This window comes from Brevundimonas sp. GW821-FHT10E09, assembly GCF_058809375.1.
This window is the reverse complement of the sequence record NZ_JBXASO010000013.1, coordinates 1-23974: the sequence shown is the minus strand read 5'-3', so window position 1 is coordinate 23974 and position 23974 is coordinate 1. Positions and strand designations below refer to the sequence as shown.

Sequence of the window (23974 nt, the reverse complement as noted above, 5' to 3'; positions counted from 1 at the left end):
CGGTCAATGACGGGTGGCGGACGCGACCGGCTGGCGGGCGTCCTGCTGTTGATTGAAGATGGCCTGGAGGTCGGGAACGACGATGAACTCGCCGCCGCGCTTGACCAGGCATTGGATGAACTCGGGCCGCCAGCGCATGCCGACGCTGGGCGGCGCCTCCGAGTCGGCGCGGGCCAGGGTGGTGACTTCGTGGACCTTGTCGGTGCGAAGGCCGACCAGGGTCGGTTCGCCGGCCAGTTCGATCTCGATGACCACGATCCGGCTGTCGATGGTGGCGGCCCCCCGCTCCAGCCCGAAGGCCACGCGCAGGTCGGACAAGGGAATGACCTTGCCGCGGAAGTTGATGACCGCCCCGGCGAAGGCGCCGGCGCCGGGCACCACGGTCTCGGGCGCCAGGTCCATGATTTCCTGCACGCCGACGGCGTGAAGGGCGAACAGCTCGCCATTCAGTTCGAAGGTCAGGACCTCGACCTGTTCGGCGCCGGTCCAACCGGGCGCGGTGGTGATTTCGGCCTGGGTGCTCATATGGCTTCGCGCATCTGCGCCTCCTGCTGCTGGCCCTTGGCGACCAGGTGGCCGACGTCCAGGATCAGGGCCACGCCGCCGTCGCCCAGGATTGTGGCGCCCGAGAAGGTCGGCAGGCCGGAATGGAGTTTGGACATCGACTTGATCACCGTCTGGTGGTCGCCGATGATCTGATCGACCACCAGGCCGATCCGCTCGGTCCCGGTCGAAACGACCACGACCTTCTGGTGCAGTTCGGGCGGGGTGCCGGTCTCGAACATCTCGCGCAGGCGCAGATAGGGCACCAGGCTGTTCCGCAGCGAGATGAAGCTGCGGCCGCGCGAGCGCAGATCCTCGTCCAGCGACAGTTCCAGGCATTCCTCGACGGCGCCCAGCGGGATCACGTAGCGGCCCTGACCGACGCGGACCAGCAGGCCGTCGATGATGGCCAGGGTCAGCGGGATCCGCAGCGACACCTCCGACCCCTCGCCAGGCCGGCTGGCGATGTCGATGGAGCCGCGCAGCGCCTCGATGGTGCGTTTGACCACGTCCATGCCGACGCCGCGGCCGGACAGATTGGTCACCGCCGCCGCCGTCGAGAAGCCGGGATGGAAGATCATCTGCAGCAGGTCGTGGTCGCTGAGTGCGGCGCCGGGCTCGATCAGGCCCTGCGCCTCCGCCTTGGCGCGGACGCGGTCGCGGTCGATGCCTCGACCGTCGTCGCGGATGGTGATGACCACCTCGCCGCCCGACTGATGGGCCGACAGGCGGATGCGGCCGGTGGCCGGCTTGCCGGCGGCCGCGCGATCCTCGGCGGTCTCCAGTCCGTGGTCGGCGGCGTTGCGGATCAGGTGGACCAGCGGGTCGGCCAGGCGTTCGATGACGGTCTTGTCGATCTCGGTCGTCTCGCCGTCGGTCGACAGTTCGATGACCTTGCCGGTCTCGCGGGCCAGGTCGTGGACCAGGCGGCGGAAGCGGCCGAACAGGGTCGCCACCGGCACCATGCGCAGCACCATCATGGTGTCGCGCAGCTCGCCCGACAGGCGTTCGATCTCTTCCGAGACGGCGCGCAGGGCTGTGTCGACGCCGGAATTGGCGATCTGGCTCAGGCGCGACTGGGCGATGACCAGCTCTCCCACGCGGTCCATCAGTTCGTCCAGGCGATCGGCCGGCACCCGCACGCTCTCGCTCGGCTTGGCCGTCTTGGCGACGCCGGCCTCGGCGGCGTCCGGAGCGGTGGGGGCGGAAGACTGGACCGGTGCGGCGACCTGAGCCGGTGCGGCGGCCTGGGGCAGGATCGAAGGACCCTCGGCGACGACCTCAGCCGGACCGGTCTGGTCCGCAACGACCGCGTCCGCATTGGACGCGTCCAGGGGCTCGATTGACAGGTTCATCTCGTCCATCACGAAGATGAAGACATCCTCGATCGCCCCCCGGCCCTGATCGGTGGTCAAGGTCACGTCCCAGGCCAGATAGTGGTCGGTCGGCTCGATCTGGCTCAGCGACGGCACGCGCGAGACGTCGGCCACGACGCGCGCCTCGCCCAGGTCGCGAAGCTCGGCCAGCAGCGCCAGTGGATTGGTGCCGTTCTTGAAGGCGTGGGACGGCAGATCGAACCGGATGCGCCAGGCCGTCTGGACGGGGGCGGCGGCGACGGGCGCATTCCCGTCCGCTTCGCGCACAGCCCGTTCCAGGTCGGCCAGCAGGACATCGCCCGCCGCGCCGTGATCACCCGTCGGATCCTCCATCAGGCGGCGCATATGATCCCGCGCCGCCAGAACGGCCGAGACCAGGTCGGTCGTGGCCGCCACCTCGCCCTTGCGGACGCGGTCGAAGGCGGTCTCGCAGTGGTGGGTGAAACCGGCCAGGGCGTCGAAGCCGAACATGGACCCCGATCCCTTCAGGGTGTGAAGCCCCCGGAACACGGCGTCCACCAGATCGCGATCCTCGGGTCGGTCCAGCAGATCGAGCAGGCCCTGTTCGATCAACTCCAGGTTCTCTCTCGCCTCAACCTGGAAAACGGCGATGGCTTCGTCGCTCATCGTCCCAGCACCTTCTTGGCCACACGCACCAGTTGATCGGGATCGAAGGGCTTGGTCAGCCATCCGGTGGCGCCTGCGGCCTTGGCCCGCGCCTTGAATCCTTCGTCGGATTCCGTGGTCAGGAAGACGATCGGCACGCCCATCTGATCGGGCATCCGGCGCATCTCCTCGATCATGGTCAGGCCGTCCATGACGGGCATGTTCAGATCGGTGATGATCAGGTCGAAGGCGCTGGCCTTGGCCTTTTCAATGCCCTCGGCGCCATTGACCGCTTCGGCTACCGAATAGCCGGCGTTGGTCAGCGCGATCTTCAGCGCGACGCGGATACTGGGCGAGTCATCGACCGTGAGGATAGAAGCGGTCATTGGGCGGGTCCTTGGTGAAGCCAGAACTGGAGATCGTCAGCCGTGGCGTCCGTCAGGAAGCCGGCCGCATCGAGCGCTGGCCGAAATTCCGTCGCCGGACGTTCCAGGACCAGGGTCTTGCCGACCGCCCGGGCCTGGCGCCGCGCAGACTCGATCAGCTGCAATCCGCAAAGATCGACGGGCTGCTCATCGGCAAGGTCGAGACTGATGGTGTCGCCCTCCTCGAAGGCGTCGAGAATCGATTGGCGAAGAACGACGACGTTCTTGACCACAAGGGCCGCGTCGATCAGCACACGTTTCGTCATACCCCGTCCCCACAAGCATGACGCACAGCCATGCAACTGAGGCTCATGGTTGACGATCGGCGTTAAACCCGCTTCAAAACTATGGTACGTGAATCTACCTAGCTTGGCCGTAAGCAACGCGAGGCTGTGTCGTTCACTTCGATTTCACCTTCGGGAATTAAGACGGGCCCCTCAGCAGCACCGCTGAACAAGGGCATCCGAATTGATCGACGTCGGCGCAGATGACGCAACTGACTATGAGGGCGACGTCTTTCACGGCCAGATCGCGGATGCTTCGTCCGCCTATATATGGCTGCTGAATACACGGGGACGGATCGTCCATGTCAGCCGTGCGGCGCGGCGTTTCCAGCCGGAACCTCCAGCGCCCCATACCATGGCCTGGCGCGACGCCTGGCCGGTCGACTGCCGCTTTTCCATTGATCGCGGCGTCCAGGAAGCACAGGCGGGTCGGGCCTTCTCCTTCCGCACGCGATTCACCACTGAACAATCGTCGGCGGTCTATCTGGATACGACGGTCAGCGCCGTGCGCGACGACGCCGGGCGGATCGTGCGCCTTCTGGTCAAGGCCGAGGACGTCACCCAGGAGACCGAGACCGCCGCCTTCCTGAACACCGTCATCGAGGTCCTGCCCCTGGCCCTGACCGTCAAGGACGCCCGGACGGGCCGCTACATCCTGGCCAACCGCGCGGCGGAAAAACTGTTCGGTCGGTTCGAGGGGCTGACGGGACTGCGGGCCTCCGACGTCCTGCCCGCCGCCTTCGCTGAATGGGCGGCGGACGCCGTGCCGGGCATGGGCTCCCAGTCGACGGTGTACGAGGATCACGCTGAGGCCGGGTTCCGCTATCTGGCCGCCACCAAGCTCGCGACCTATGACGACGAAGGCGTGCGCCATCTGATCGGCCTGACCGAGGACATCACCCAGAAACAGCGTGACGCCGACGCCCTCTATCAGGCGCTGGAACAGGCCGAACAGGCCAACCGCGCCCGCAGCGCCTTCGTCACCAACATCAGCCACGAGATTCGCACCCCCCTGAACGGCGTCATCGCCGGGGTCGACCTTCTCGCCGCCCGCTCGACCGCGCCGGACATCCAGGAAGTCACCGAGATGATCCGCGCCTCGGCCGCCGTGCTGCAGGATCAGTTGCAGCAACTGCTGGCCGTCGCTCGCCTGGACGGGATAGAGGGGCCGCCGGAGGTCGAGACCTTCGTCCTTGGCGACCTGATCGAGCGGGTCGTCCGCCCCGCGCGCGAGGCCGCAAGGGCCAAGGGCCTGGCGTTCGTCGTCGAGATCGCCCCCGCTCTTCCCGCAGCCTTCGTCGGCGATCCGGCGGGCATAGAGCGGGTGCTGACGCCCTTGCTGAACAATGCGGTCAAGTTCACCCACCGGGGCGAAATCCGCCTGACCGTCGATCCATGCCAGAACGGGGGTGTTCGCTTCGCCTGCGTGGACACGGGCGTCGGTTTCGATCCCGCCCTGAAGGCGGCCATGTTCGCCGCGTTCCGGCAACAGGACGACGCCCTGACCCGCGAATACGGCGGCATGGGCCTGGGTCTCGCCTTGGCGCGGAAAGCCGTGCGAGCGCTCGGCGGGATCCTCGACGCCGCGCCGCGTGAAGACGGGGGGTCGGTCTTCTGGCTGGATCTGCCCCTGTCCACCGCGCCGGTTCAAACCACGGACGAAGTCACGACCGACCCGGTTGACCGGTTGCGCGTCCTGGTCGCGGACGACCATCCGACCAATCGCCGGATCGTCGAAATGATGCTGGAGTCGGTTGCGGACGTCACGACGGCCGAAGACGGCGTGGAGGCTGTGGAAGCCGCCGGACGCGAAACCTTCGACGTCATCCTGATGGACATCCAGATGCCCCGCATGGACGGAATCACGGCGGTCGCCCGCATTCGCGACGCGGAACGCGCGGCGGGCCGGGGCCACGTCCCGGTCATCATGCTGACCGCCAACACCCAGCCCGAACATGTCGAAGCGGCGCGGCTGGCGGGCGCCGACCGCCACCTCGGCAAACCCTTCACCCTCGCCCTGCTTTTCAACGAGATCCAGGCCCTGCTGGCGGACGCCCCGGCCCGCACGCCCCTGGGCCGTCACGCGAACGCCTAGGGTTCGAGCTCGATGTCCCAGTACAGGATATTCGATGCCGCGAACTCTCGTTCTATCCTATTGATAAAGCTGATTTTTCTAAGACCTTAGGAAATCTCAGCGACGATTGGTCACCATATGGTCACCAGAAGAGGGGAAGAGCCAGCAATCTGGATCAATACCCACTTCCTGAAATCCCATAGCAGAAACCCGGTCGGAAATCTCCCGACCAGCGGCCGCTGAGCCGCCGAAAGCCCTAGCCCAACTTAGTGAGCCAGCAGTGGGGTGCGTGCGGGCTATCCTCGCTGTGCGACCAGCAGCCGTTTGCATCAGCAGACGCTGGAGGTGAGAACATCTAATGTCCGCCTCCGATCCGCGATCGGCCCCGAGCTCACCCTTTCGGCGTGCCGAGATCGTTGTTAGTCGGTCAGCGTGCTAGGCTTATGCATCGACCCCGAAGCCTCAATAGCAACTATCACCTCGACACGGAGACCGCCTCCTGGTGAGCGCAAGAACTGCACCTGTCCCCCATGGGCCTTCACTGTGGCGAGGACGATAGAGAGGCCCAGACCGCTCCCTCCGGAAGGTGCATTGGCCGCACGGAAGAAGCGCCTACCCAGCCGATGCAGATCCGAGAAGGCCACGCCCGGGCCGTCGTCCTCGACGATTAAACGCCCGGAAGTCGGGTCGTAACTGATCACGACTGAGGATGCCGCATGCGCCTGCGCGTTGGCGAGGAGATTGGCAGCCGCTGCCTCGAAGCGATCTGGATCCACGTTAAGCAGCGCGTCACCTTCAACGATCGACACCCGATCATCGCCTTCCGCTCCTGCAAACAGCGACCGAAGCGTCACCCAGCGGCGATCTTCGTCGCTAACCGGCATCTCGTCCTCGCGCGCCAAGACGAGAAGACCTGTGACGAGGCGGGCAGTGCGATCGACAGAGGTCTGGATCTGCTCCAGCGCGCGTCTTCGAACGGCCGTATCCGAAGACGACGCCGCAATCTGCGCCTGGACGCGCAGGCCTGCCAGAGGCGTACGCAATTCGTGCGCGGCAGCGGCCGTGAACTCGGCCTCGCGACGTCGCGCTGCGCCAAGGCGTGACATCAAGTCGTTCAGCGCCAGGGCGAAGGGACGGAGTTCGCGGGCGTCCGGCGATACGTCCAACGCCGTCAGATCTTCCGCATCCCGTACCGCAAGGCTGCGGGTCATTTGTCGAATAGGGGTCAGCCCCCGCCCTACCGACCACCAGATCAATACGCCAAGCACCAGCAGACCAAGGACCGCCGGACCGATCAAAGCGGTGACGACATTGCCGACCAGGTGCTCGCGAACGGCCAGATTGTCCCCGACCATGACCCTGAAACCGGCATCACGATCATGCACCGTGTAGACGCGCCAGCGCTCGCCCCGGATCGTGCGTTCTGAAAAACCGTCGCCCCCTTCCGACAACCGCTCCGCAGGCGCGCTTTGGGACCGACCAATCAGATCGCCTTCCAGCGACCAGATCTGGCAGGAGAGCTGACGGTCGTAGACATCGGCGGCCCCGCTTTCCGGAGCCTGCATCGCCGGGCGCACGCTGCCGGCCTGCATCAGGGACGAGACCATGCGGGCCGACTCCATCAGGCGCCGGTCCAGCACCCGTTGCACCTCGGCCCGGGTCTGGATCTCGACCCAGACGACCGCGCCGCCCCAGACGAGGGCGGTCACGAGCGCGAGGGTGGCGAACAGACGCAGGCGGATCGAGCTCATTGCAGGGTGTATCCTACGCCGCGGATGGTGCGGATGAAGCCGGCTCCCAACTTGGCCCGGAGATAGTGGATGTGCACTTCCACCGCGTTAGAGCCGATCTCCTCCTGCCAACCGTACAGGCGTTCTTCTAGCTGACTGCGCGAGAGGACCTGTGCAGGCCGTTCCATCAGGGCCTCCAGGATGGCGAACTCACGTCTCGAAAGGGGCAGGTCCCCCTCTTCACGCCAAGCCAGACGCGACTGGGGATCAAGGGTCACCCCGCCGTGGCGCAAGGCGGGCGCCGAGCGCCCAAGCAGGCGACGCCGCACCGCGCGCAGTCGCGCCGCCAGTTCGTCGAGATCGAAAGGCTTGCCGACATAGTCGTCCGCGCCGGCGTCCAGACCCACAATGCGGTCCCGACTGTCATCGCGCGCCGACAAGACCACCACGCCGACATCCATGTCGCGCTCGCGAACGAAACGCAGCACCGAAAGGCCGTCGCCATCAGGAAGACCCAAATCCAGCACGACCGCATCGAACGCCGAGCTTTCCAGCGCCGCGAGGGCGTCCTCGACCCGCCCGACGACTTCGACCGTCCAGCCGCAGGCGCTGAGCCCGACCTGGAGGCCGTCGGCGAGAACGGGATCATCTTCTATGGCGAGCAGTCTCATGCGGCGTGAGGTGGAAGTTGCGGCTTAAGCCTGACTTAAGCTCGTTTGCCGACGAGATGGCCATGAGGTTTTTCCGCCGACTGTTGCCCGCCGCTCTCGCGATCCTGTCCTTCACCCTTCCGGGTTCGGCATTGGGTCAGGCTCCGCTATCGCCTGACAAGGCCTTCTCCCTGACGGTGACGCGTGAGGCTGACGGCGACCTGGCCTTCGCCTGGGACATTGCGCCTGGCCATTATCTCTATCGTGACCACACCGTCGCCAGCACGCCGGGCGGGAAAGCATCGCTGCCTCTGGAGCTTGCGACCGGCGAAACCAAGGACGATCCGGGCTTTGGCGTCGTCGACGTCTGGCATGACGAGGGTCGCGCGACCCTATCGGCGCAGACCCTGACGCAGGTTGGCGGCCCGACGTCGGTCAACATCACCTACCAGGGGTGCCTCGAGGACTCGATCTGCTACCCGCCGATGACGCGGACAGTGGACGTGCCGACCCGGCCGCAGTCCGAGGTTGCCGCTCGGGAGGCCGATGCGCAGACCGCTCAGGCCGCCGCTCTGCTGGCGATCCAGGCGCCGGGCGCTGCACCCACACCCGCACTCGCGAGTGATGAGGGCGCGTTGGCGCCTCCGCCGGTCGCGCCATCGCCGGCGGTCATCCCGGACCCCAGCCCGGGCTTCGTCGATCGCTTGGCGCTGCAGGGCGGGGCCACCTGGGTCCTGCTCGCCTTCTTCGGTTTCGGCGTGCTTCTGGCCTTCACGCCCTGCGTCTTTCCCATGTACCCGATCCTGGCCGGCGTCATCGGACGCGGCGTGGACGGGCGCGGTACGCGCCGAGGCCTGATGCTCTCGGTCGCCTATGTGCTGGGCCTTTCCGTCGCCTTCGCCCTGCTGGGCGTCGCGGCCGCCTGGTCCGGACAGAACCTGCAGATGGCGCTCCAGTCGGTTTGGGCGATCGGCGCTCTGGTTGTCGTCTTCGTCGTTCTCGCCGCGTCCATGTTCGGCGGCTTCGAGTTGCAACTGCCCTCGGCCTGGACCAGCCGCCTGTCCCGCGACAGCGGTGACGGACGGCGGTCCCTGCCCTCAGCCGCAGGTCTGGGCTTCGTCTCCGCCCTCATCGTGGGCCCTTGCGTCACCGCGCCCTTGGCGGGTGCCCTGCTCTATATCGCACAGACCGGCGACGTTGGGCTGGGCGCGGCGGCCCTGTTCTTCCTGGGCCTGGGCAAGGGGGTGCCCTTGATCGTGTTCGGCACGGTCGGCGCGCGCTTCCTGCCCAAGGCTGGGCCGTGGATGGACCGGGTGAAGATGCTGTTCGGCTTCATCTTCCTGGGCATGGCCTGGTGGCTGGCCGGCCGCATCCTGCCGCCGAGCGCGACGCTGGCTTTCGGCGCGGCGCTGGCGCTCGGTCTGGCGGCGGCTCTCGGCCTGTTCCAGCCGCTGAGCCCGAATCTGAGAAACGGCGTCGCACGTGTCGCTGGCCTGGCGGCCGCGACCTGGGGCCTGTTGCTGCTGGTCGGCCTCAGTCTCGGGGCGGACGACCCGTGGCGTCCGCTTGAGCCCCTGGCGCGGCCCGCTGGAATCTCAGCCGCCGCGCCGGTCGAAACCGCAGCGGTCGTGCTGGATCAGACGGCGCTCGACCGCGCCGTCGCCGATGCCGCCGCGCGCGAACGTCCCGCCCTGGTCTATTTCACCGCCGACTGGTGCGTCAGCTGCAAGGTGATCGAGCGGACGGTGTTCGAGGACCCCGCGGTCATCGCCGGCCTTTCGAACACCGACCTCATCAAGGTCGACGTCACGCGCAGCACGCCCGAGGCGCGCGCGCTTCTTGAGCGGCACGGAGTGATCGGACCGCCGACGATGATCTTCCTGTCGCCCTCGGCGACCGAAGCGCCGGGCAGCCGACTGATCGGAGAGATGTCGGCCCAAGACGTCGCCTCCGCCCTGCAGAGCGCCGGAGCCGCCGCATGAACGCCATCACCCTGGGCCCGCTCGTCCTGTCGGGCGAGCGGTTCGCCATCATCGCCGGCGTGTTCGTCTTCATGATCGGCGTCGGGCTGTTGGCCAGCCGGGTCAGCCCGCGCTTCAACCTGTGGAGCACGGTCCTAGTCTTCGGCGGTCTGGCGGTCGCCCGCCTCGGTCACGTGGCGACGCACTGGGAGTATTTCGGGGCTGACCCGTGGCGGGCGCTCGCGGTCTGGCAGGGCGGATTCAGTTGGATCTGGGTCGCGCCGGTCGTGATCCTGGCCACCATTCTGCTGCTGCGCACGACGCGCGAACGCGCCTGGGCCATTGCGCCTGTGCTGGCCAGCGCCTTGGTTTGGACCACCGCCCATCAGTTGGCCTCGGCGACGCAGCCCATGGCGCCGCCCGCCCTGACGCTGGCCGCGATGGACGCACCGGCGATCGACCTTTCGGCGCCGATCGATCGGCCTACGGTGATCAATCTCTGGGCCACCTGGTGCCCGCCCTGCCGGCGCGAGATGCCGGCTTTGGCCCAGGCCGAAAAAGCCCATCCGAATGTGCGCTTCCTCTTCGTCAACCAGGGCGAGGGCGAAGCCGGCGTTCGGGCCTTTCTGCAGAGCCAGGGGCTGGCCCTCGACCATGTGCTGTTCGACGAGGCCATGGCGCTGCCCCGCCACTACGGTACGGCCGGCATTCCGGTGACCCTGTTCCTCCACGCCGACGGCCGTCTGGCCAAGGCCCACATGGGGGAAATCGCCCCCGAACAGATCGCGACCGAAATCGCGCGTCTGCACTGACCCCCTCGCCTCACGGAGCTTCCATGAACCGCACCTTCGCCCCTGCCTTCGCCGCCGTCCTGGCGCTCGCCGCCTGCGGCCCGGCCGACGCCGACAACGGCGCGGCGCCCGCCAGCCCTTCCGCCGCCTCCGGACAAGACATGCCGCCCATCGCCCAGGTCGGCTTCAATGACCTGCTGCGCGATCCCGCAGCGCCCTTCATCGGCGCCGAGAACGCCGATGTGACCATCATCGGCTTCGTCGATTACAACTGCCCCTACTGCAAGAAGATGCAGCCTGAGATCGACGGCCTGCTGAAGGCGGACACCAAGGTGCGCGTCCTGTACAAGGATTGGCCGATCTTCGGCGACGTCTCGGAGACCGCCGCCCGGACCGCCCTCGCCGCCGCCTATCAGGGCAAGTACGAGGCCGTCCATAACGCCTTCATGCTGTCGCCGTCGCGCATCGGCGACCAGGCGGACATCACCCGTCTGGTCCAGTCGGCCGGCGTGGACATGGCGCGCCTGAATCAGGACCTGGCCGATCACCGCGCAGACATCGACGCGGTGCTGGACCGAAATGGTCGAGAAGCGGCGGCCCTGGCCCTGCAGGGCACGCCCGCCTTTATCATCAACGGCAATCTGATCCCCGGCGGCATGCCCCAGGCGCAACTCGAAGCGGTGATCGGTCGTATCCGCTCCGGACAACCGCTGCGCTGAAGCCGACCATGACCACCCTGACCCTGCTCCAGCTGAACGACCTCCACGGCTATCTCGAGCCGCATCCCGAACTGGTGCGCACCGAAGGCGGCTGGCGGTTCGAACGGCTGGGCGGGGTCGCCCGCATCGCGCGCCTCTTCGAAGAGGCGCGCGCCGAAGGTGCATGCCTGACCCTGGACAACGGCGACACCTTCCATGGCACGCGGGTCGCCGTCGCCAGCCGGGGCGAGGCGCTGGTTCCGATCATGAACGCCCTGAAGATCGACGCCATGACGGCGCACTGGGAGTTCGCCTATGGCCCGGCGGGGTTCAAGGCGTTGGCGGCGGGACTGGATTATCCCGTCCTGGCCGCCAATGTCTTCCGCAAGGATGACGGCGCGCCGGAGTTCGACGGGCGGTGGGTGTTCGAGCGCGGCGGTCTGAGGATCGGCGTGATCGGCCTGGCCTGCCCCATCATCGACAAGACGATGCCCCCCGCCTTCTCTGAAGGCGTGCGGTTTGAAATGGGTGTGGCCGAAGCCCGCGAGCAGCTGCACCAGCTCCGCGAGGAAAAGGTCGATCTGGTCGTCCTGCTGTCGCACCTGGGCTTTCCGCAGGATCTGAAGCTGGCCGCCGAAACGCCGGGCATCGACGTGATCCTGAGCGGTCATACCCATAACCGCCTGCACGAACCGGCCCGCGTCGGCGACACCCTGATCATCCAGTCCGGCTGCCACGGCGCCTATATCGGCCGGCTGGATCTGGAGATTGCAGAGGGCCGCGTGTGCCTGCGGCGCCATCGGCTCATAGCCGTGGACGCTGGCCCCGAAGACGATCAAGTCGCCGGCTTGGTGGAGATGGCCCTGGCGCCCGAGCGCGAGCGTCTGGCGCGCATCGTCGGCCGCACCGCCATCCCCCTTCACCGCTACGCCATGGCCAGCGCGCCGATGGACGACGTCCTGCTGGCGGCGGCGGCGCAGGCGGCGGGCGTGGACATCGCCTTCTCCAACGGCTGGCGCTACGGCGCGCCCGTCGCGCCGGGTCCGGTCACTCTGGGCGACCTCTACAATATGGCGCCGATGAATCCGCCGATCTCACGCACGACGCTGACCGGGGCCGAGTTGCAAGCGATGCTGGAAGAAAATCTGGAGCGCACCTTCGCCGCCGACCCGTATGAGCAGATGGGCGGCTACATCAAACGTTGCCGGGGTCTCACGGCCTTCGTGAAGCTTGAGAATCCCAAGGGGCAGCGCCTCGACCGCCTGCTGGTCGGAGACCGCCCTGTCGAGCCGGAGGCGGACTATCTGGTGGCCTTCGTCACCGCCCAAGGGGTGCCCGAACATTACGGGCGAGACCGCCGGACGCTCGACATCGACACTGTGGGCGCGCTTGAATCCTGGTTCGCCGACCATACGCCTGGCGAGACCGATCTGCCCGTCAGCGTCCTCATCATCTGAAGGAACACCTTATGGACTCCGTCGCCGCCCGCGACTTCTGGAACAGCCGCTATGACCGCCAGGACTATCTGTTCGGCGAGACGCCCAACGCCTTCCTGGCCGCTCAGATCGCGCGGCTCCAGCCCGGCATGACCGCTCTGGCGGTCGCCGACGGCGAGGGCCGAAACGGCGTGTGGCTCGCCGAACAGGGCCTGGCCGTCACCACCACGGATATCGCCCCGCGCGCGGTCGAGAAGGCCCTCGCCCTGGCCGAGCGACGTGGCGTCACACTGGACGCCCAGGTGGCGGACTTCGAGACCTGGGGCTGGCCGCAGGGTGCGTTCGACGTCGTGGTCGCCGTCTTCATTCAGTTCGCCCCGCCTCCCCAGCGCGACCGACTTTTCGAGCGTATGAAGGCGGCCGTGAAGCCTGGCGGCCTGGTCCTGTTGCAGGGCTATCGGCCGGAACAGATCGCCTATGGCACCGGCGGTCCGGGGCAGGTCGAGAACCTCTACACCGAGGCGCTGCTCCGCGACGCCTTCGCCGACTTCGACATCCTGCATCTGAAAAGCCACGACAGCGACGTCTCCGAAGGCGCCGGCCACAGCGGCCGGTCCGCCCTGATCGATCTCATCGCCCGCCGTCCCTGACCCCCAGCGCCCGCACACCGGAACCCGCCATGAAAACCCTCGTGATCGCCCTGTCCTTGGCCGCCTCCCTGGCGGCCTCCCCGAGCTTCGCCCAGGCTGTCTCAGGCTTCGGCGGCTTCAAGCCCCTGCCCGAGGCCGGCGAACAGCCGGATCCGTCGCGCATCTATCGGGTCATCTTCGACGTGTCCCAGGGCGGTGCGGACGACAGGCCGCTGAAGGGATTGGATCGCGTCGCGCGGCTGGTGAATATGCTGGCGGCGGGCGGCGTGGACGCCGACCACCGTCAGATCGTGGTCGTCCTGCACGGCGCCGCCACCCCTGCAGTTCTCTCCGACGCCGCCTGGACCGCGCGCGGCAAGGGCGACGCCAACCCCAACAGCGCCCTGATCCGCGCCCTCATCGCCGCCGGCGTCCAGGTTCGACTGTGCGGCCAGGCCATGGCGGGGAACGGCATCGCGCAAGCCGATCTCGAAGCGGGCGTGAGCGTTGATCTCGCCGCCCTGATGACGGTCATCCACCTTCAACAGGCCGGATACGCCCTGGTTGTGAACTGACGGCTCGGCATAGGCGGAACCTTTCCTGGGCATAAGAACTATTAGTTTGCGTAAGTATGTATGTAATTGTTCATTGGGGCGTCTGAAGGAGATATCGACATGACCGGACTGCCCCGCCTCAACGAACCCGCCCCCGACTTTCACGCCCGCACCACGCACGGGGATCGCAGCTTGGCCGATTACCGCGGCAAATGGCTGATCCTCTTCTCGCACCCGTCGGACTTCACCCCGGTCTGCACGACCGAGTTCATCGGGTTCGCCAAGCATGCGAATGAGTTCGCCGCCATGAACTGCGAGCTCCTGGGCCTCTCGATAGACAGCATCTTCTCGCACCTAGCCTGGACCCGGAACATCAAGGAGAAGTTCGGCGTCGAAATCCCCTTCCCCATCATCGAGGATCTGAAGATGGAGGTGGCCCAGGCCTACGGAATGATCCACCCCGGGGCGGCCGACACCTCGGCTGTTCGCGCCACCTTCCTGATCGATCCGGAAGGCAAGCTGCGCGCCATGGTCTACTATCCCATGAGCAATGGCCGCAGCATCGAAGAGTTCGTTCGGCTGCTCACCGCGCTCCAGGCGTCCGACGCCAACGGGGTCGCGACGCCTGAGAACTGGCGCCCTGGCCAACCGGCCATCGTCCCCCCGCCCAAGACCGCCGAGGCGGCCGAGGCTCGCGCTTCCGAGGGTTACGTCTACACCGACTGGTATTTCTCGACGCGCGACCTCCCCGACGCCCCGAAAGCCGCCTGATCGGATTCCGGCCGGGCCTCGCAAGCGGTCCGGCCTTTTTCTTCGCAAACCAAACGGAGCCTTCATGCAGATCATCGACCACGGCGGAGCGCGCATCGCGGCGCTCCACGACAAGAAGACCGGCAGTTGGCAGTATGTCGTCTCCGACCCGGTCAGCCGCAAATGCGCGATCATCGATCCGGTCTGGGATTTCGACGAGAAGGCGGCGGCGACCTCGACCCGCAACGCCGACGCCATCCTGGACTACGTCAAGGCGGAGGGCCTGACCGTCGAGTGGCTGCTGGACACCCATCCCCACGCCGACCACTTCTCCGCCGCGCCCTTCCTCAACGAGAAACTGGGCGCGCCGACCGCCATCGGCGAAAAGGTCATCGGCGTCCAGAAGCTGTGGAAGGACATCTACGGCCTGGACGACGACTTTCCGGCCGATGGTCGCCAGTGGGACCGACTCTTCAAGGCTGGCGACACGTTCGCTGTTGGCGACCTGCCGGCGGGGGTGATGTTCTCACCGGGGCACACCATGGCCTCCATCACCTATGTGATTGGCGGCAACGCCTTCGTCCACGACACCCTGATGATGCCCTATGCCGGCACCTCGCGCGCCGACTTTCCGGGCGGCGACTCGAAGACTCTCTTCCGAAGCATCCAGGACATCCTGGCCCTGCCTGAAGAGACCGCCGTCTTCGTTGGCCACGACTATGGCCCGGATGGCCGCGAGCCCGCCTGCTTCAGCACCGTGAGAGAGCAGAAGGCGGACAACATCCATGTCGGCGGCGGACGCGGCGAGGCGGATTTCGTGCGGCTCCGCGACGATCGGGACGCCACCCTGCCCTTGCCGAATCTGATGCTCTACGCGCTTCAGGTGAACATCCGCGGCGGGGTGCTGCCGCCGGCCGCGCCGGACGGGCGCGTCTATTTCAAGATTCCCGCCAATCACTTCGCCCCACCCCAGGAGAATTCTTGATGCGCCCGTCCGCACTGACGCTGGCCGCCCTCCTGAGCGCAACGGCCCTGGCCGCCCACGCCCAGACGCCCGCCGATCCACTTCATGTCTACGGTCCCGGCGGCCCCTCCCCCGCCATGCGCGACGCCGCGAAGGCCTATGAGGCGCGCACCGGTCGCGCCGTGGCCGTCGTCGCCGGACCCACGCCCCAATGGCTGGACCAGGCCAAGGCGGATGGCGACCTGATCTTCTCAGGCTCCGAGACGATGATGACCGACTTCGTCAGCGCCCTGGAGGGCCGCATCCGCGCCGAGGCGGTCGAGCCGCTCTATCTGCGCACCGCCTCCATCCTCGTTCGGCCGGGAAATCCGGACGGCATCGGCGGCCTTGAGGATCTTTTCCAGCCCGATCGCCGGGTCTTGGTTGTCAACGGCGCGGGCCAGAACGGCCTGTGGGAGGACATGGCCGGTCGCACCGGCGACATCGCCAAGGTGCGCGCCCTGCGTCGTAACATCGTCGTCTACGCCCGCAACAGCGCCGAGGCCCGACAAGCCTGGATCGACGACCCGACGCTGGACGCCTGGATCATCTGGGGCATCTGGCAGGTCGCCAATCCGGACCTCGCTGATGTGGTCGAGGTCGAAGAGCCCTACCGCATCTACCGCGACGCCGGCGCCGTTGTGACAGAGACCGGCCGCCAGGACGCCGACGCCCAGCCGTTCCTCGACTTTCTGAAGTCCGACGAGGGGGCCGCCATCTTCGCGCGGTGGGGCTGGCGGACCGGCCAACCTTAAGCCTGCCTTAAGGTGAACCCTGCGGTGTCGGCGGCATGGTTGATCGTCGCTCCTCAATCCTGAACCGCCGACACCTGCTGGCGGCCGCAGCGGCGCCGCTCTGGGTCTCTACGGCGGCGCGAGCAGCACCCGCGCCCGCCGCCTTTGACATCACTGTTCTGACTACAGCCTTCTACGCCGCCCGCGGCGGACGCCCCGCCTGGGCGGGGTCCGCGCGCCGGCAAGCCATGGACGCCCTAGCTCTGGCGGACCGCCACGGGCTGTCGGCGCCCGACGGTCTCGCCCTTAGCGAAGCAGAACTGACCCAGGCCGTCCTGATCCTGGCTGAGGCGCTCGCCCATGGCCGGGTCGATCCAGCATCCGTCGAGACGCTCTGGGAGATGGATCGCAACCAAGTCGACACGCCGCCTCTCCTCGCAAAGGCGGTCGACGACGGAACACTTGCGGCGACGATGGCCGGCCTCGCACCCCAGGACCGCGGCTATCAGGGCCTGTGCGACGGCTTCCTCCGCTATCGCGCCATCGCCGACCGCGGCGGTTGGCCGCCCTTTGCCCTGGGCGCGACGATCGAACCATTTGCGTCCGACCCGCGCCTTCCCGCCCTCCTGCCGCGCCTTCGGGTGGAAGGCGATTTAAGCGAAGCCGCCGCCGCGATGGTCGGCCCGTCTGGCGGTGAATACGGCTCCATTGTGCAAGAGGCCGTTCGGGCGTTCCAGGTGCGCCACGGTCTTGAAGCGGACGCCCGCATCGGCCCGGCGACACAGCGGGCGCTCTCGATTTCGGCCGAGGCCCGCGCTCGCCAGATCGCGCTGAATTTGGAACGCCGCCGTTGGCTGAAGAGAGACGTCGCCCCGGAACGGATCGAGGTGAACACCGCCGCCTCCATCATGGTCTACTGGAAGGACGGTCGGCCCGTGCATTCGATGCGGGTCGTGACGGGTGACGCCGACAATGCGACGCCCAGCCTCGAACGGCCCTTCGCCTCGGTGGTCGCCAATCCGCCCTGGACGGTGCCGACTTCCATCGCCCAGCGCGAGATCCTGCCACGCGGCGCCGCCTATATGCGGGCGAACAACATGACGATTCAGAATGGCATGGTGGTTCAGCGCGCTGGCCCGAACGCCGCCCTGGGCCAGGTCAAGTTCGAACTTCAGGACAGCTACGCCATCTTCCTGCACGACACCCCGTCGCGGGGTGCGTTCGACCGGAGCTTCCGCCATCTCAGCCACGGCTGCGTGCGGGTGCAGGACGCGGTCGGCTTCGCTCGGCTGCTGCTTGCGCCCGACCCCGCGAGGCTCGCCCGATTCGACGCCGCGCTGGACAGCGGCGAGACCGTCCGGGTGGCGACCGGTCGGCCGATCGACGTGCGCCTGCTTTATTGGACGGCCTTTCTGGACGGCCAGGGCCGCGTCGCCTTTCGCGATGACATCTATCGTCGCGACACCCGTCTGGCGGAGGCGTTGGGTATCGACCTGCACCTGCCGCGGCCCGACGACCGGCGCGCCGATGCGGACGACGTCGGCCCCTGACGGTTATTCGGTCGTGCGGCCGTCGAAATGCTCGTGGTCGGCGGAGGCCTCTTCCACCGTGGCGTGAACCGTACCGTCGCGATGCTCCGGCGGACCATAAAGGGTGTAGAGCCGAAGCGGCTCGGACCCCGTGCTGACCACATTGTGGCGGGCGCCCTGAGGGACGATGACCCCGTCATCCGCCTTCACGGCGTGACGAACGCCGTCGATCCAGATTTCGCCCTCGCCCGCCTCGATGCGGAAGAACTGGTCGCGGTCGTCGTGGACCTCTTCGCCGATCTCCTGGCCGTGCGGAATGGCCATGAGGACGAGCTGCAGATTGTGGCCGGTGTACAGAACGCGGCGAAAGTCTGTGTTCTCTTCCGTCAGACGTTCGATATTGTCGATGAAGCCCTTCACTAGAGTCTCCTGTGCGGGTTTGCCGTCAGCGACGTGCGACGGCGGTGATGCGGGCGAACTGAGCTGTGTCGCCGCGCGCCGGCGTCGATGTGCGGGGCGCCGGGGCGGCGGCTCGCGCGCCGACCGCCTTCGCATCGCCGCAGAAGATTTCGTAGAGCATCCCCATGACCGCCTGGGCGCGCTCGTCGGCGATCGAATAGAAGATCGAGCGGGACTGACGGCGGGTCTTGACCAGGCCATACTGGCGCAGCTCTGCCAGTTGCTGGGATAGCGCCGGCTGCTTGATGCCGAGGTCCGCCTCGAGCTGGCCCACCGAGCGCTCCTCTTCGGCGATATGACACAGGATCAGCAGCCGGTTGGCGTTGGCCAGCTGGCGCAACAGCTCTGCGGCCTCCGGCGCCTTTTCCTTCAACCGCTCCATCGCGGCCGCTTGATCGTCGGTCATGCGCTGCGCTCGCGATAGTACCAGGGTGCATCGCCGTCACCGTCGGCGATGGCGGCGTCCAGTGTGGTGGCGGCCGGCTCCAGCAGTGCGTCGCCGGGCGTCCAGCCCGCCGGCGTGGAGGCCGCCTCACGGTCCGAGGTCTGCAGGGCGGTGACGAGACGCAGCAACTCATCAACCGAGCGGCCGATGTTCATCGGGTACCAGCTGATGGCGCGCACCACGCCTTCGGGATCGATCACGAAGGTCGCGCGCACCGTGGCGCTGTCGCTCGAGCCGGCGTCCACCATGCCAAAGGCGTGGCCGATGGCCATGGAGGGATCTTCGATGATCGGGAACGGCACCTTCACGCCGAAGCGGCGGAAGATGTCCTTCAGCCAGGCCAGGTGCGAATACAGACTGTCCACCGACAGGGCCATCAGATCGCAGTCGATCGCCGCGAAGGCGTCGGCCTGCCGGGCCAGGGCCACGAACTCGCTGGTGCAGACCGGCGTGAAGTCCGCCGGATGCGAGAACAGCACCAGCCAGCGTCCACGGTAGTCGCTGAGGCGCCTTTCGCCCTGAGTCGTGCGCGCCGTGAAGTCCGGCGCCGTATCGTTGATGCGCAGGGCGCGCATTGCGGGGGGATAGACGGCTGGCCCGGTGTCGATCGTGTCCATAGCCGCAAGCTAAGCGCATCCCACCGTTTCCGCTACATTAAAATACATACTTGCACGAACTATGAATGAGTATATGTGTTGAGTCACCGAAACGGAGACACGTCATGTCCTCGCCCACACCCGACCCCGCCCGCGACCACGCCGCCGACATCGTGCGCGCCGCGCTGGGCGATCCTCGCCAACGCCCTGTCGTGAAATCGTTCTTCGACGAAGCCACCTTCACCGTCAGCCACGTCGTCCGCGATCCCGGCTCCGACGTCTGCGCCATCATTGACAGCGTGCTGGACTACGATCCGGCGTCGGGCCGCATCACGCACGCTTCGGCCGATGCGCTCATTGATTACGTGAAATCCGAAAGTCTCACGGTTCAGTGGCTGCTCGAGACGCACGCCCATGCCGATCACCTGTCGGCGGCGCCCTATCTCCAGGAAAAGCTCGGCGGTCAGCTGGCGATTGGCCATGAAATCCTCACCGTCCAGGCGGTCTTCGGCAAGATCTTCAACGAAGGGACCGACTTCCGCCGCGACGGCAGCCAGTTCGACCATCTGTTCAACGACGGCGACCGGTTTGAGATCGGTGGTCTGAAGGCCACGGTCCTGCACGTGCCCGGCCACACCCCGGCCTGTCTGGCCTATGTCATCGGCGACGCCGTCTTCCCCGGCGATACCATGTTCATGCCCGACTATGGTACGGCGCGCTGCGACTTCCCCGGCGGCGACGCCCGGACCCTGTACCGCTCGATCCATCGCCTGACCTCCCTGCCGGACGAGGCGCGGGTCTTCCTGTGTCACGACTACAAGGCGCCGCCGGGCCGGACCGAGTTCGCCTGGGAGACCACCATCGGCGCCCAGCGGACAGGCAACATCCATATTCGCGACGACGTCAGCGAGGACGAGTTCGTGGCCATGCGCACCCAGCGCGACGCCACCCTGCCCATGCCCAAGCTGATCCTGCCGTCGGTTCAGGTGAACATGAACGGCGGCCGCCCGCCCGAGCCCGAGGACAATGGGGTGCGCTACCTCAAGGTCCCGCTGAACGCGCTGTGAGGCGAGGCTCCGATGCTTGAGCCTCTTCCCTTCATCTGGCCGCTGGCCGGCGGTCTGCTGGTCGGCCTGTCGGCCGGTCTCTATCTGTTGCTGAATGGGCGCGTGGCCGGGATTTCCGGCCTGACCGCCGCAGCGACCGGCCTGTCAAAAGGCGCGCCGCGCATTCTGGGCCTGCTTTTCATCGCCGGCCTGCTGGGCGGCGCGGCCCTGGCCTCGGCCCTGATCCGCAGGCCCGAGGTGCAGATCACTTCGGAGGTCTGGCTGCTGGTGCTCGGCGGCCTGATCGTCGGCTTCGGCACCCGCTGGGGCTCGGGCTGCACCAGCGGCCACGGCGTCTGCGGCCTGGCCCGCCTGTCGCCCCGCTCCATCGTCGCCACCGGCGTCTTCATGGCCGTCGCGGCCCTGACCGTCTTCGTCACCCGCCACCTGTTGGGAGGCCTGGCGTGAGCCGGCTGATCGTCGCCGTCCTGTGCGGCTTGTTGTTCGGCGCCGGCATGGTGGTGTCCGACATGATCAACCCGGCCCGCGTCCTGGCCTTCCTGGATGTGACGGGCGCCTGGGACCCCTCTCTGGCCTTCGTCATGGGCGGGGCGCTGATCCCCTCCGCCATAGCCTGGCTGATCCGCCGGCGCATGGAGGCTCCGGTCGCGGCCGACACCTTCCATGTGCCCGAGGGCCGGACCATCGACACCCCTCTGGTCGGCGGGGCCGCCCTGTTCGGCCTTGGCTGGGGCTTGGTCGGCCTGTGCCCCGGCCCGGCGCTTGCGGCGCTGACGACCGGCGCCTGGCAGGCCTTCGTCTTCGTCGGCGCCCTCGCGGCCGGCATGGCGCTGTTCCGCCTGACCCTCGACCGAAACGCCTGAACCAGAAAAGACCCTAGGGAGACAAAGCCATGCATATTCGCCCTTTGGACGAGGCCCTGTCCGCCTCGCCCCAGATCGCCCCGGAAGACCTGCCCGACATCGCGGCCCAAGGGTTCCGGTCGGTGATCTCCAACCGACCCGACGGCGAAGAGCCCGGCCAGCCCAGCTCCGAAGATCTGCGCCAGGCCGCCGAGGCTGCGGGACTGGCTTTCGCCCATGTTCCCGTGGTCGGCGGCGCAATCTCCGACCAGGACGTGGCGGACTTCCGCGAGGCTCTGGCCAACCTGCCCCAGCCTGTGTTCGGCTTCTGCCGCACCGGCACGCGCACGACCACCCTGTGGGCGCTGGCGAACGTCGCCTCGATAAGCGCTGACGATCTGATCGCACGCGCCAAGAGCGCCGGCTACGACCTCGGCGCCCTGCGTCCCCGTCTCGAAGGAGCCGCGTCATGAGCGCCCAGTACGCCCCCCTGGAGTCCTGCGATGTCCTGATCGTCGGCGGCGGATCCGCCGGCATCGCCACAGCCGCCAGCCTCCTGCGTCGTCGCCCCGACCTTGATGTCCGCATCGTCGAGCCATCCGAACATCACTACTATCAGCCCGGCTGGACCATGGTCGGCGCCGGCGTCTTCACGCCCGAGCGGACCCGGCGCCGCACCGAGGACCTGATCCCCCAAGGCGCCCAGTGGGTGCGCGGCTCGGTCGCGGCTTTCGACCCCATCCACGATCGCGTCGAACTGACCGACGGCCGCTGGATCGGCTATCGCATGCTGGTCGCGGCGCCGGGACTGAAGCTGGACTGGGGCGCCATTCCGGGCCTGGCGGAAACGCTCGGGCGCAACAACGTCACCTCCAACTACGGCTATGAGACCGCGCCCTACACCTGGAAGCTGGTCCAGGCGATGCAGAGCGGTCGGGCGATCTTCACCCAGCCGCCCATGCCGATCAAATGCGCCGGCGCCCCGCAGAAGGCCATGTATCTGTCGGCCGATCACTGGCGCGACCACGGTCGAAACGACATCGAGATCGAATTCCACAACGCCGGCCCGGTGCTGTTCGGGGTCAAGGACTACGTTCCGGCCCTGATGGAATATGTCAGCAAATACCGCATCGACCTGAACTTCGGATCGAAACTGGTGGCGGTGGACGGCCCGGCGCGGATCGCGACCTTCGCCGTGACCGGTGCGGACGGTGAAGTTCGCCAGGTTCGGCGCGAGTTCGACTTCCTGCACGTCTGCCCGCCGCAGACGGCGCCGGACTTCATTCGCGAAAGTCCGCTGGCCGCCGAAAGCGGCTGGATCGAGGTGGATGACGCCACCTTGCGCCACAAGCGGTTCGAAAACGTCTTCGGTCTGGGCGACGCCTGTTCGGCACCCAACGCCAAGACTGCTGCGGCCGCCCGCAAACAGGCGCCCGTGGTGGCCGAGAACATCCTGTCGCTGCTGGACGGCCAGCCGATGCGGGCGGTCTATGACGGCTATGGCTCATGTCCGCTCACGGTCGAGCGCGGCAAGATCGTGCTGGCCGAGTTCGGCTATGGCGGCAAGCTCCTGCCCAGCTTCCCGAAATGGATGCTCGACGGGACCAAGCCGACCCGTCTGGCCTGGCATCTGAAGGCCCAGGCCCTGCCCGAAATCTACTGGCTTGGGATGTTGCGCGGTCGCGAATGGCTGGCCGGCCCCCACCACATCGAACCCGCCCCCCAGCTTCGCCCTGCTGTCGCCTGAGCCTGATCATGGACCTGTCTCCGCTGCAGTACGGCCTCGGCGCCGGCGCCGGCTCGCTCGTCGGCTTCACCCTGGGCCTGGTCGGCGGCGGCGGGTCCATCCTGGCCGTGCCGCTGATCGTCTATCTGGTCGGGGTCAAGGAGCCGCACCTGGCGATCGGCACCAGCGCCTTCGCCGTGGCCGCCAACGCCTTCGCCAATGTGATCAATCATGCCCGCCACGGCACGGTGAAATGGAAAATTGCCAGTCTGTTCGCGGTCGCCGGGGTGCTCGGAGCCTTTCTGGGTTCGAGCCTGGGCAAGGCCGTGGATGGTCAGAAGCTGCTGGCCCTTTTCGCCGTCCTGATGCTGGTCGTCGGCGTACTGATGTTGCGGGGCCGCTCCGCCGGCGGAGACCCGAACGTCCAGCTTGATCGGCGCAATGCACCCAAGCTCGTCGGCACGGGCCTGGCCACGGGCGTGATGTCGGGCTTCTTCGGCATCGGCGGCGGCTTCCTTATCGTGCCCAGCCTGATGTTCTCGACCCGCATGCCGATCTACTATGCCGTCGGCTCTTCCTTGGTCGGCGTCACCGCCTTCGGCCTGACCACGGCCTTCAACTACGCCCTTGATGGCTGGGTCGACTGGCCCCTGGCGGCCGTCTTCATCGGCGGCGGCGTGCTGGGCGGTCTGGTCGGCGCACGGCTCGCCAAGGCCCTGTCGGGACAGAAAGGCGTCTTGAATACCGTCTTCGCGGGGCTGATCTTCGTCGTCGCCTTATATATGCTTTACCGCAGCGCCGGCGCGCTCGGCTTGATCGGTTGAAACGCTTCCATGGAACTTGACGCCCTGATCCTGGCTCGGATGCAGTTCGCCTTCACCGTCGCCTTCCACATCGTCTTCCCGGCCTTCTCTATCGGCCTGGCCAGCTATCTGGCCGTGCTGGAGGCCCTGTGGCTGAAGACAGGGCGCGAGCTCTATCTGAACCTTTTCAAATACTGGCTGAAGATCTTCGCCGTCGCCTTCGGCATGGGCGTCGTCTCGGGTCTGGTGATGTCCTATCAGTT

General features: G+C 67.2%; 27 protein-coding genes. 18 read left to right on the top strand and 9 right to left on the bottom strand.

Features of this window, described 5'->3' with window-relative positions; all coding sequences use genetic code 11:
- Positions 1-3 precede the first annotated feature (3 nt).
- The 4 genes from AC1RSI_RS12865 to AC1RSI_RS12850 are packed head-to-tail and all read right to left on the bottom strand — an operon-like array spanning position 4 to position 3204.
- Positions 4-525, bottom strand: coding sequence for a chemotaxis protein CheW (locus tag AC1RSI_RS12865; RefSeq protein WP_008258745.1), 522 nt, complete (start codon positions 523-525; stop codon positions 4-6).
- Positions 522-2546, bottom strand: a complete 2025-nt coding sequence (locus tag AC1RSI_RS12860) for a chemotaxis protein CheA (RefSeq protein ID WP_154726078.1) — start codon at positions 2544-2546, stop codon at positions 522-524. The genes AC1RSI_RS12865 and AC1RSI_RS12860 overlap by 4 nt, the downstream gene beginning before the upstream one ends.
- On the bottom strand, positions 2543-2911 hold the full coding sequence (locus tag AC1RSI_RS12855) for a response regulator (RefSeq protein WP_008263549.1): 369 nt from the start codon (positions 2909-2911) through the stop codon (positions 2543-2545). Before AC1RSI_RS12855 ends, AC1RSI_RS12860 begins: the two co-directional genes overlap by 4 nt.
- Positions 2908-3204 carry an STAS domain-containing protein gene (locus AC1RSI_RS12850; RefSeq protein WP_197019696.1) on the bottom strand — a complete coding sequence of 99 codons (297 nt, stop codon included), beginning with the start codon at positions 3202-3204 and terminating at the stop codon, positions 2908-2910. The genes AC1RSI_RS12855 and AC1RSI_RS12850 overlap by 4 nt, the downstream gene beginning before the upstream one ends.
- Positions 3205-3418: 214 nt before the next feature.
- Between AC1RSI_RS12850 and AC1RSI_RS12845 the strand changes: the two genes are divergently transcribed.
- Positions 3419-5329, top strand: coding sequence for a response regulator (locus tag AC1RSI_RS12845; protein WP_154726080.1), 1911 nt, complete (start codon positions 3419-3421; stop codon positions 5327-5329).
- 398 nt (positions 5330-5727) lie between these two features.
- Here AC1RSI_RS12845 and AC1RSI_RS12840 read toward each other — a convergent pair whose 3' ends face one another.
- Together AC1RSI_RS12840 and AC1RSI_RS12835 are read right to left on the bottom strand one after the other, a co-directional pair.
- Positions 5728-7059, bottom strand: coding sequence for an ATP-binding protein (locus AC1RSI_RS12840; RefSeq protein ID WP_035308677.1), 1332 nt, complete (start codon positions 7057-7059; stop codon positions 5728-5730).
- Entirely contained in the window at positions 7056-7709 is a 654-nt protein-coding gene (locus tag AC1RSI_RS12835; protein ID WP_291755052.1) for a response regulator, read from the bottom strand. Before AC1RSI_RS12835 ends, AC1RSI_RS12840 begins: the two co-directional genes overlap by 4 nt.
- Before the next feature lie 62 nt (positions 7710-7771).
- On the opposite strand from AC1RSI_RS12835, the gene dsbD reads away from it, so the two are divergent.
- The 10 genes from dsbD (at position 7772) to AC1RSI_RS12785 (ending at position 17794) form a co-directional block, all read left to right on the top strand.
- Positions 7772-9670, top strand: a complete 1899-nt coding sequence (gene dsbD, locus AC1RSI_RS12830; protein ID WP_224764426.1) for a protein-disulfide reductase DsbD — start codon at positions 7772-7774, stop codon at positions 9668-9670.
- On the top strand, positions 9667-10461 hold the full coding sequence (locus tag AC1RSI_RS12825; RefSeq protein WP_035308673.1) for a TlpA disulfide reductase family protein: 795 nt from the start codon (positions 9667-9669) through the stop codon (positions 10459-10461). Before dsbD ends, AC1RSI_RS12825 begins: the two co-directional genes overlap by 4 nt.
- Before the next feature lie 23 nt (positions 10462-10484).
- Complete coding sequence (locus AC1RSI_RS12820) at positions 10485-11159, top strand: DsbA family protein (protein WP_447941214.1); 675 nt, start codon at positions 10485-10487, stop codon at positions 11157-11159.
- Positions 11160-11167: 8 nt separating this feature from the next.
- The gene (locus tag AC1RSI_RS12815) at positions 11168-12595 is read left to right on the top strand and encodes a bifunctional metallophosphatase/5'-nucleotidase (protein WP_035308671.1); all 1428 of its coding nucleotides are present in this window, start codon (positions 11168-11170) and stop codon (positions 12593-12595) included.
- Between the two features lie 11 nt (positions 12596-12606).
- Positions 12607-13224, top strand: a complete 618-nt coding sequence (locus tag AC1RSI_RS12810) for an SAM-dependent methyltransferase (protein ID WP_035308670.1) — start codon at positions 12607-12609, stop codon at positions 13222-13224.
- Between the two features lie 29 nt (positions 13225-13253).
- Positions 13254-13778, top strand: a complete 525-nt coding sequence (locus AC1RSI_RS12805; protein ID WP_052005017.1) for a DsrE family protein — start codon at positions 13254-13256, stop codon at positions 13776-13778.
- A gap of 99 nt (positions 13779-13877) precedes the next feature.
- Positions 13878-14528 carry a peroxiredoxin gene (locus AC1RSI_RS12800; RefSeq protein ID WP_035308669.1) on the top strand — a complete coding sequence of 217 codons (651 nt, stop codon included), beginning with the start codon at positions 13878-13880 and terminating at the stop codon, positions 14526-14528.
- Between the two features lie 64 nt (positions 14529-14592).
- Positions 14593-15492: an MBL fold metallo-hydrolase gene (locus AC1RSI_RS12795; RefSeq protein ID WP_492322683.1), complete on the top strand. Its 900-nt coding sequence runs from the start codon at positions 14593-14595 to the stop codon at positions 15490-15492.
- Positions 15492-16265, top strand: coding sequence for a substrate-binding domain-containing protein (locus AC1RSI_RS12790; protein WP_035308668.1), 774 nt, complete (start codon positions 15492-15494; stop codon positions 16263-16265). The genes AC1RSI_RS12795 and AC1RSI_RS12790 overlap by 1 nt, the downstream gene beginning before the upstream one ends.
- Before the next feature lie 35 nt (positions 16266-16300).
- Positions 16301-17794 carry a L,D-transpeptidase family protein gene (locus AC1RSI_RS12785; protein ID WP_081836188.1) on the top strand — a complete coding sequence of 498 codons (1494 nt, stop codon included), beginning with the start codon at positions 16301-16303 and terminating at the stop codon, positions 17792-17794.
- Positions 17795-17797: 3 nt separating this feature from the next.
- Here the strand turns inward: AC1RSI_RS12785 and AC1RSI_RS12780 are convergent, their stop codons facing one another.
- From AC1RSI_RS12780 to AC1RSI_RS12770, 3 genes are read right to left on the bottom strand one after another with little or no spacing between them, the layout of a single operon-like run.
- Positions 17798-18193, bottom strand: a complete 396-nt coding sequence (locus tag AC1RSI_RS12780) for a cupin domain-containing protein (RefSeq protein ID WP_035308666.1) — start codon at positions 18191-18193, stop codon at positions 17798-17800.
- A gap of 25 nt (positions 18194-18218) precedes the next feature.
- Positions 18219-18638 (bottom strand): ArsR/SmtB family transcription factor, encoded by a 420-nt coding sequence (locus tag AC1RSI_RS12775; RefSeq protein ID WP_035308664.1) that lies wholly within the window; start codon positions 18636-18638, stop codon positions 18219-18221.
- A complete protein-coding gene (locus AC1RSI_RS12770) occupies positions 18635-19294 on the bottom strand; it encodes a peroxiredoxin (RefSeq protein ID WP_035308662.1) in 660 nt (219 codons plus the stop codon). The genes AC1RSI_RS12775 and AC1RSI_RS12770 overlap by 4 nt, the downstream gene beginning before the upstream one ends.
- Before the next feature lie 104 nt (positions 19295-19398).
- Here AC1RSI_RS12770 and AC1RSI_RS12765 point away from each other — a divergent pair, with 104 nt between their 5' ends.
- The 7 genes from AC1RSI_RS12765 to AC1RSI_RS12735 all read left to right on the top strand — a co-directional run.
- Entirely contained in the window at positions 19399-20340 is a 942-nt protein-coding gene (locus AC1RSI_RS12765; protein WP_291755262.1) for an MBL fold metallo-hydrolase, read from the top strand.
- Positions 20341-20352: 12 nt separating this feature from the next.
- Positions 20353-20787: a YeeE/YedE family protein gene (locus AC1RSI_RS12760; RefSeq protein ID WP_035308657.1), complete on the top strand. Its 435-nt coding sequence runs from the start codon at positions 20353-20355 to the stop codon at positions 20785-20787.
- A complete protein-coding gene (locus tag AC1RSI_RS12755; RefSeq protein WP_035308654.1) occupies positions 20784-21203 on the top strand; it encodes a DUF6691 family protein in 420 nt (139 codons plus the stop codon). Before AC1RSI_RS12760 ends, AC1RSI_RS12755 begins: the two co-directional genes overlap by 4 nt.
- 29 nt (positions 21204-21232) lie before the next feature.
- Entirely contained in the window at positions 21233-21655 is a 423-nt protein-coding gene (locus AC1RSI_RS12750; RefSeq protein ID WP_035308653.1) for a protein tyrosine phosphatase family protein, read from the top strand.
- Positions 21652-22929 (top strand): NAD(P)/FAD-dependent oxidoreductase, encoded by a 1278-nt coding sequence (locus tag AC1RSI_RS12745; protein ID WP_035308651.1) that lies wholly within the window; start codon positions 21652-21654, stop codon positions 22927-22929. The genes AC1RSI_RS12750 and AC1RSI_RS12745 overlap by 4 nt, the downstream gene beginning before the upstream one ends.
- A gap of 8 nt (positions 22930-22937) precedes the next feature.
- Entirely contained in the window at positions 22938-23732 is a 795-nt protein-coding gene (locus tag AC1RSI_RS12740) for a sulfite exporter TauE/SafE family protein (protein WP_035308649.1), read from the top strand.
- 9 nt (positions 23733-23741) lie between these two features.
- Positions 23742-23974: cytochrome ubiquinol oxidase subunit I (locus tag AC1RSI_RS12735; RefSeq protein WP_492322684.1), on the top strand; the 233-nt coding region annotated here is incomplete at its 3' end.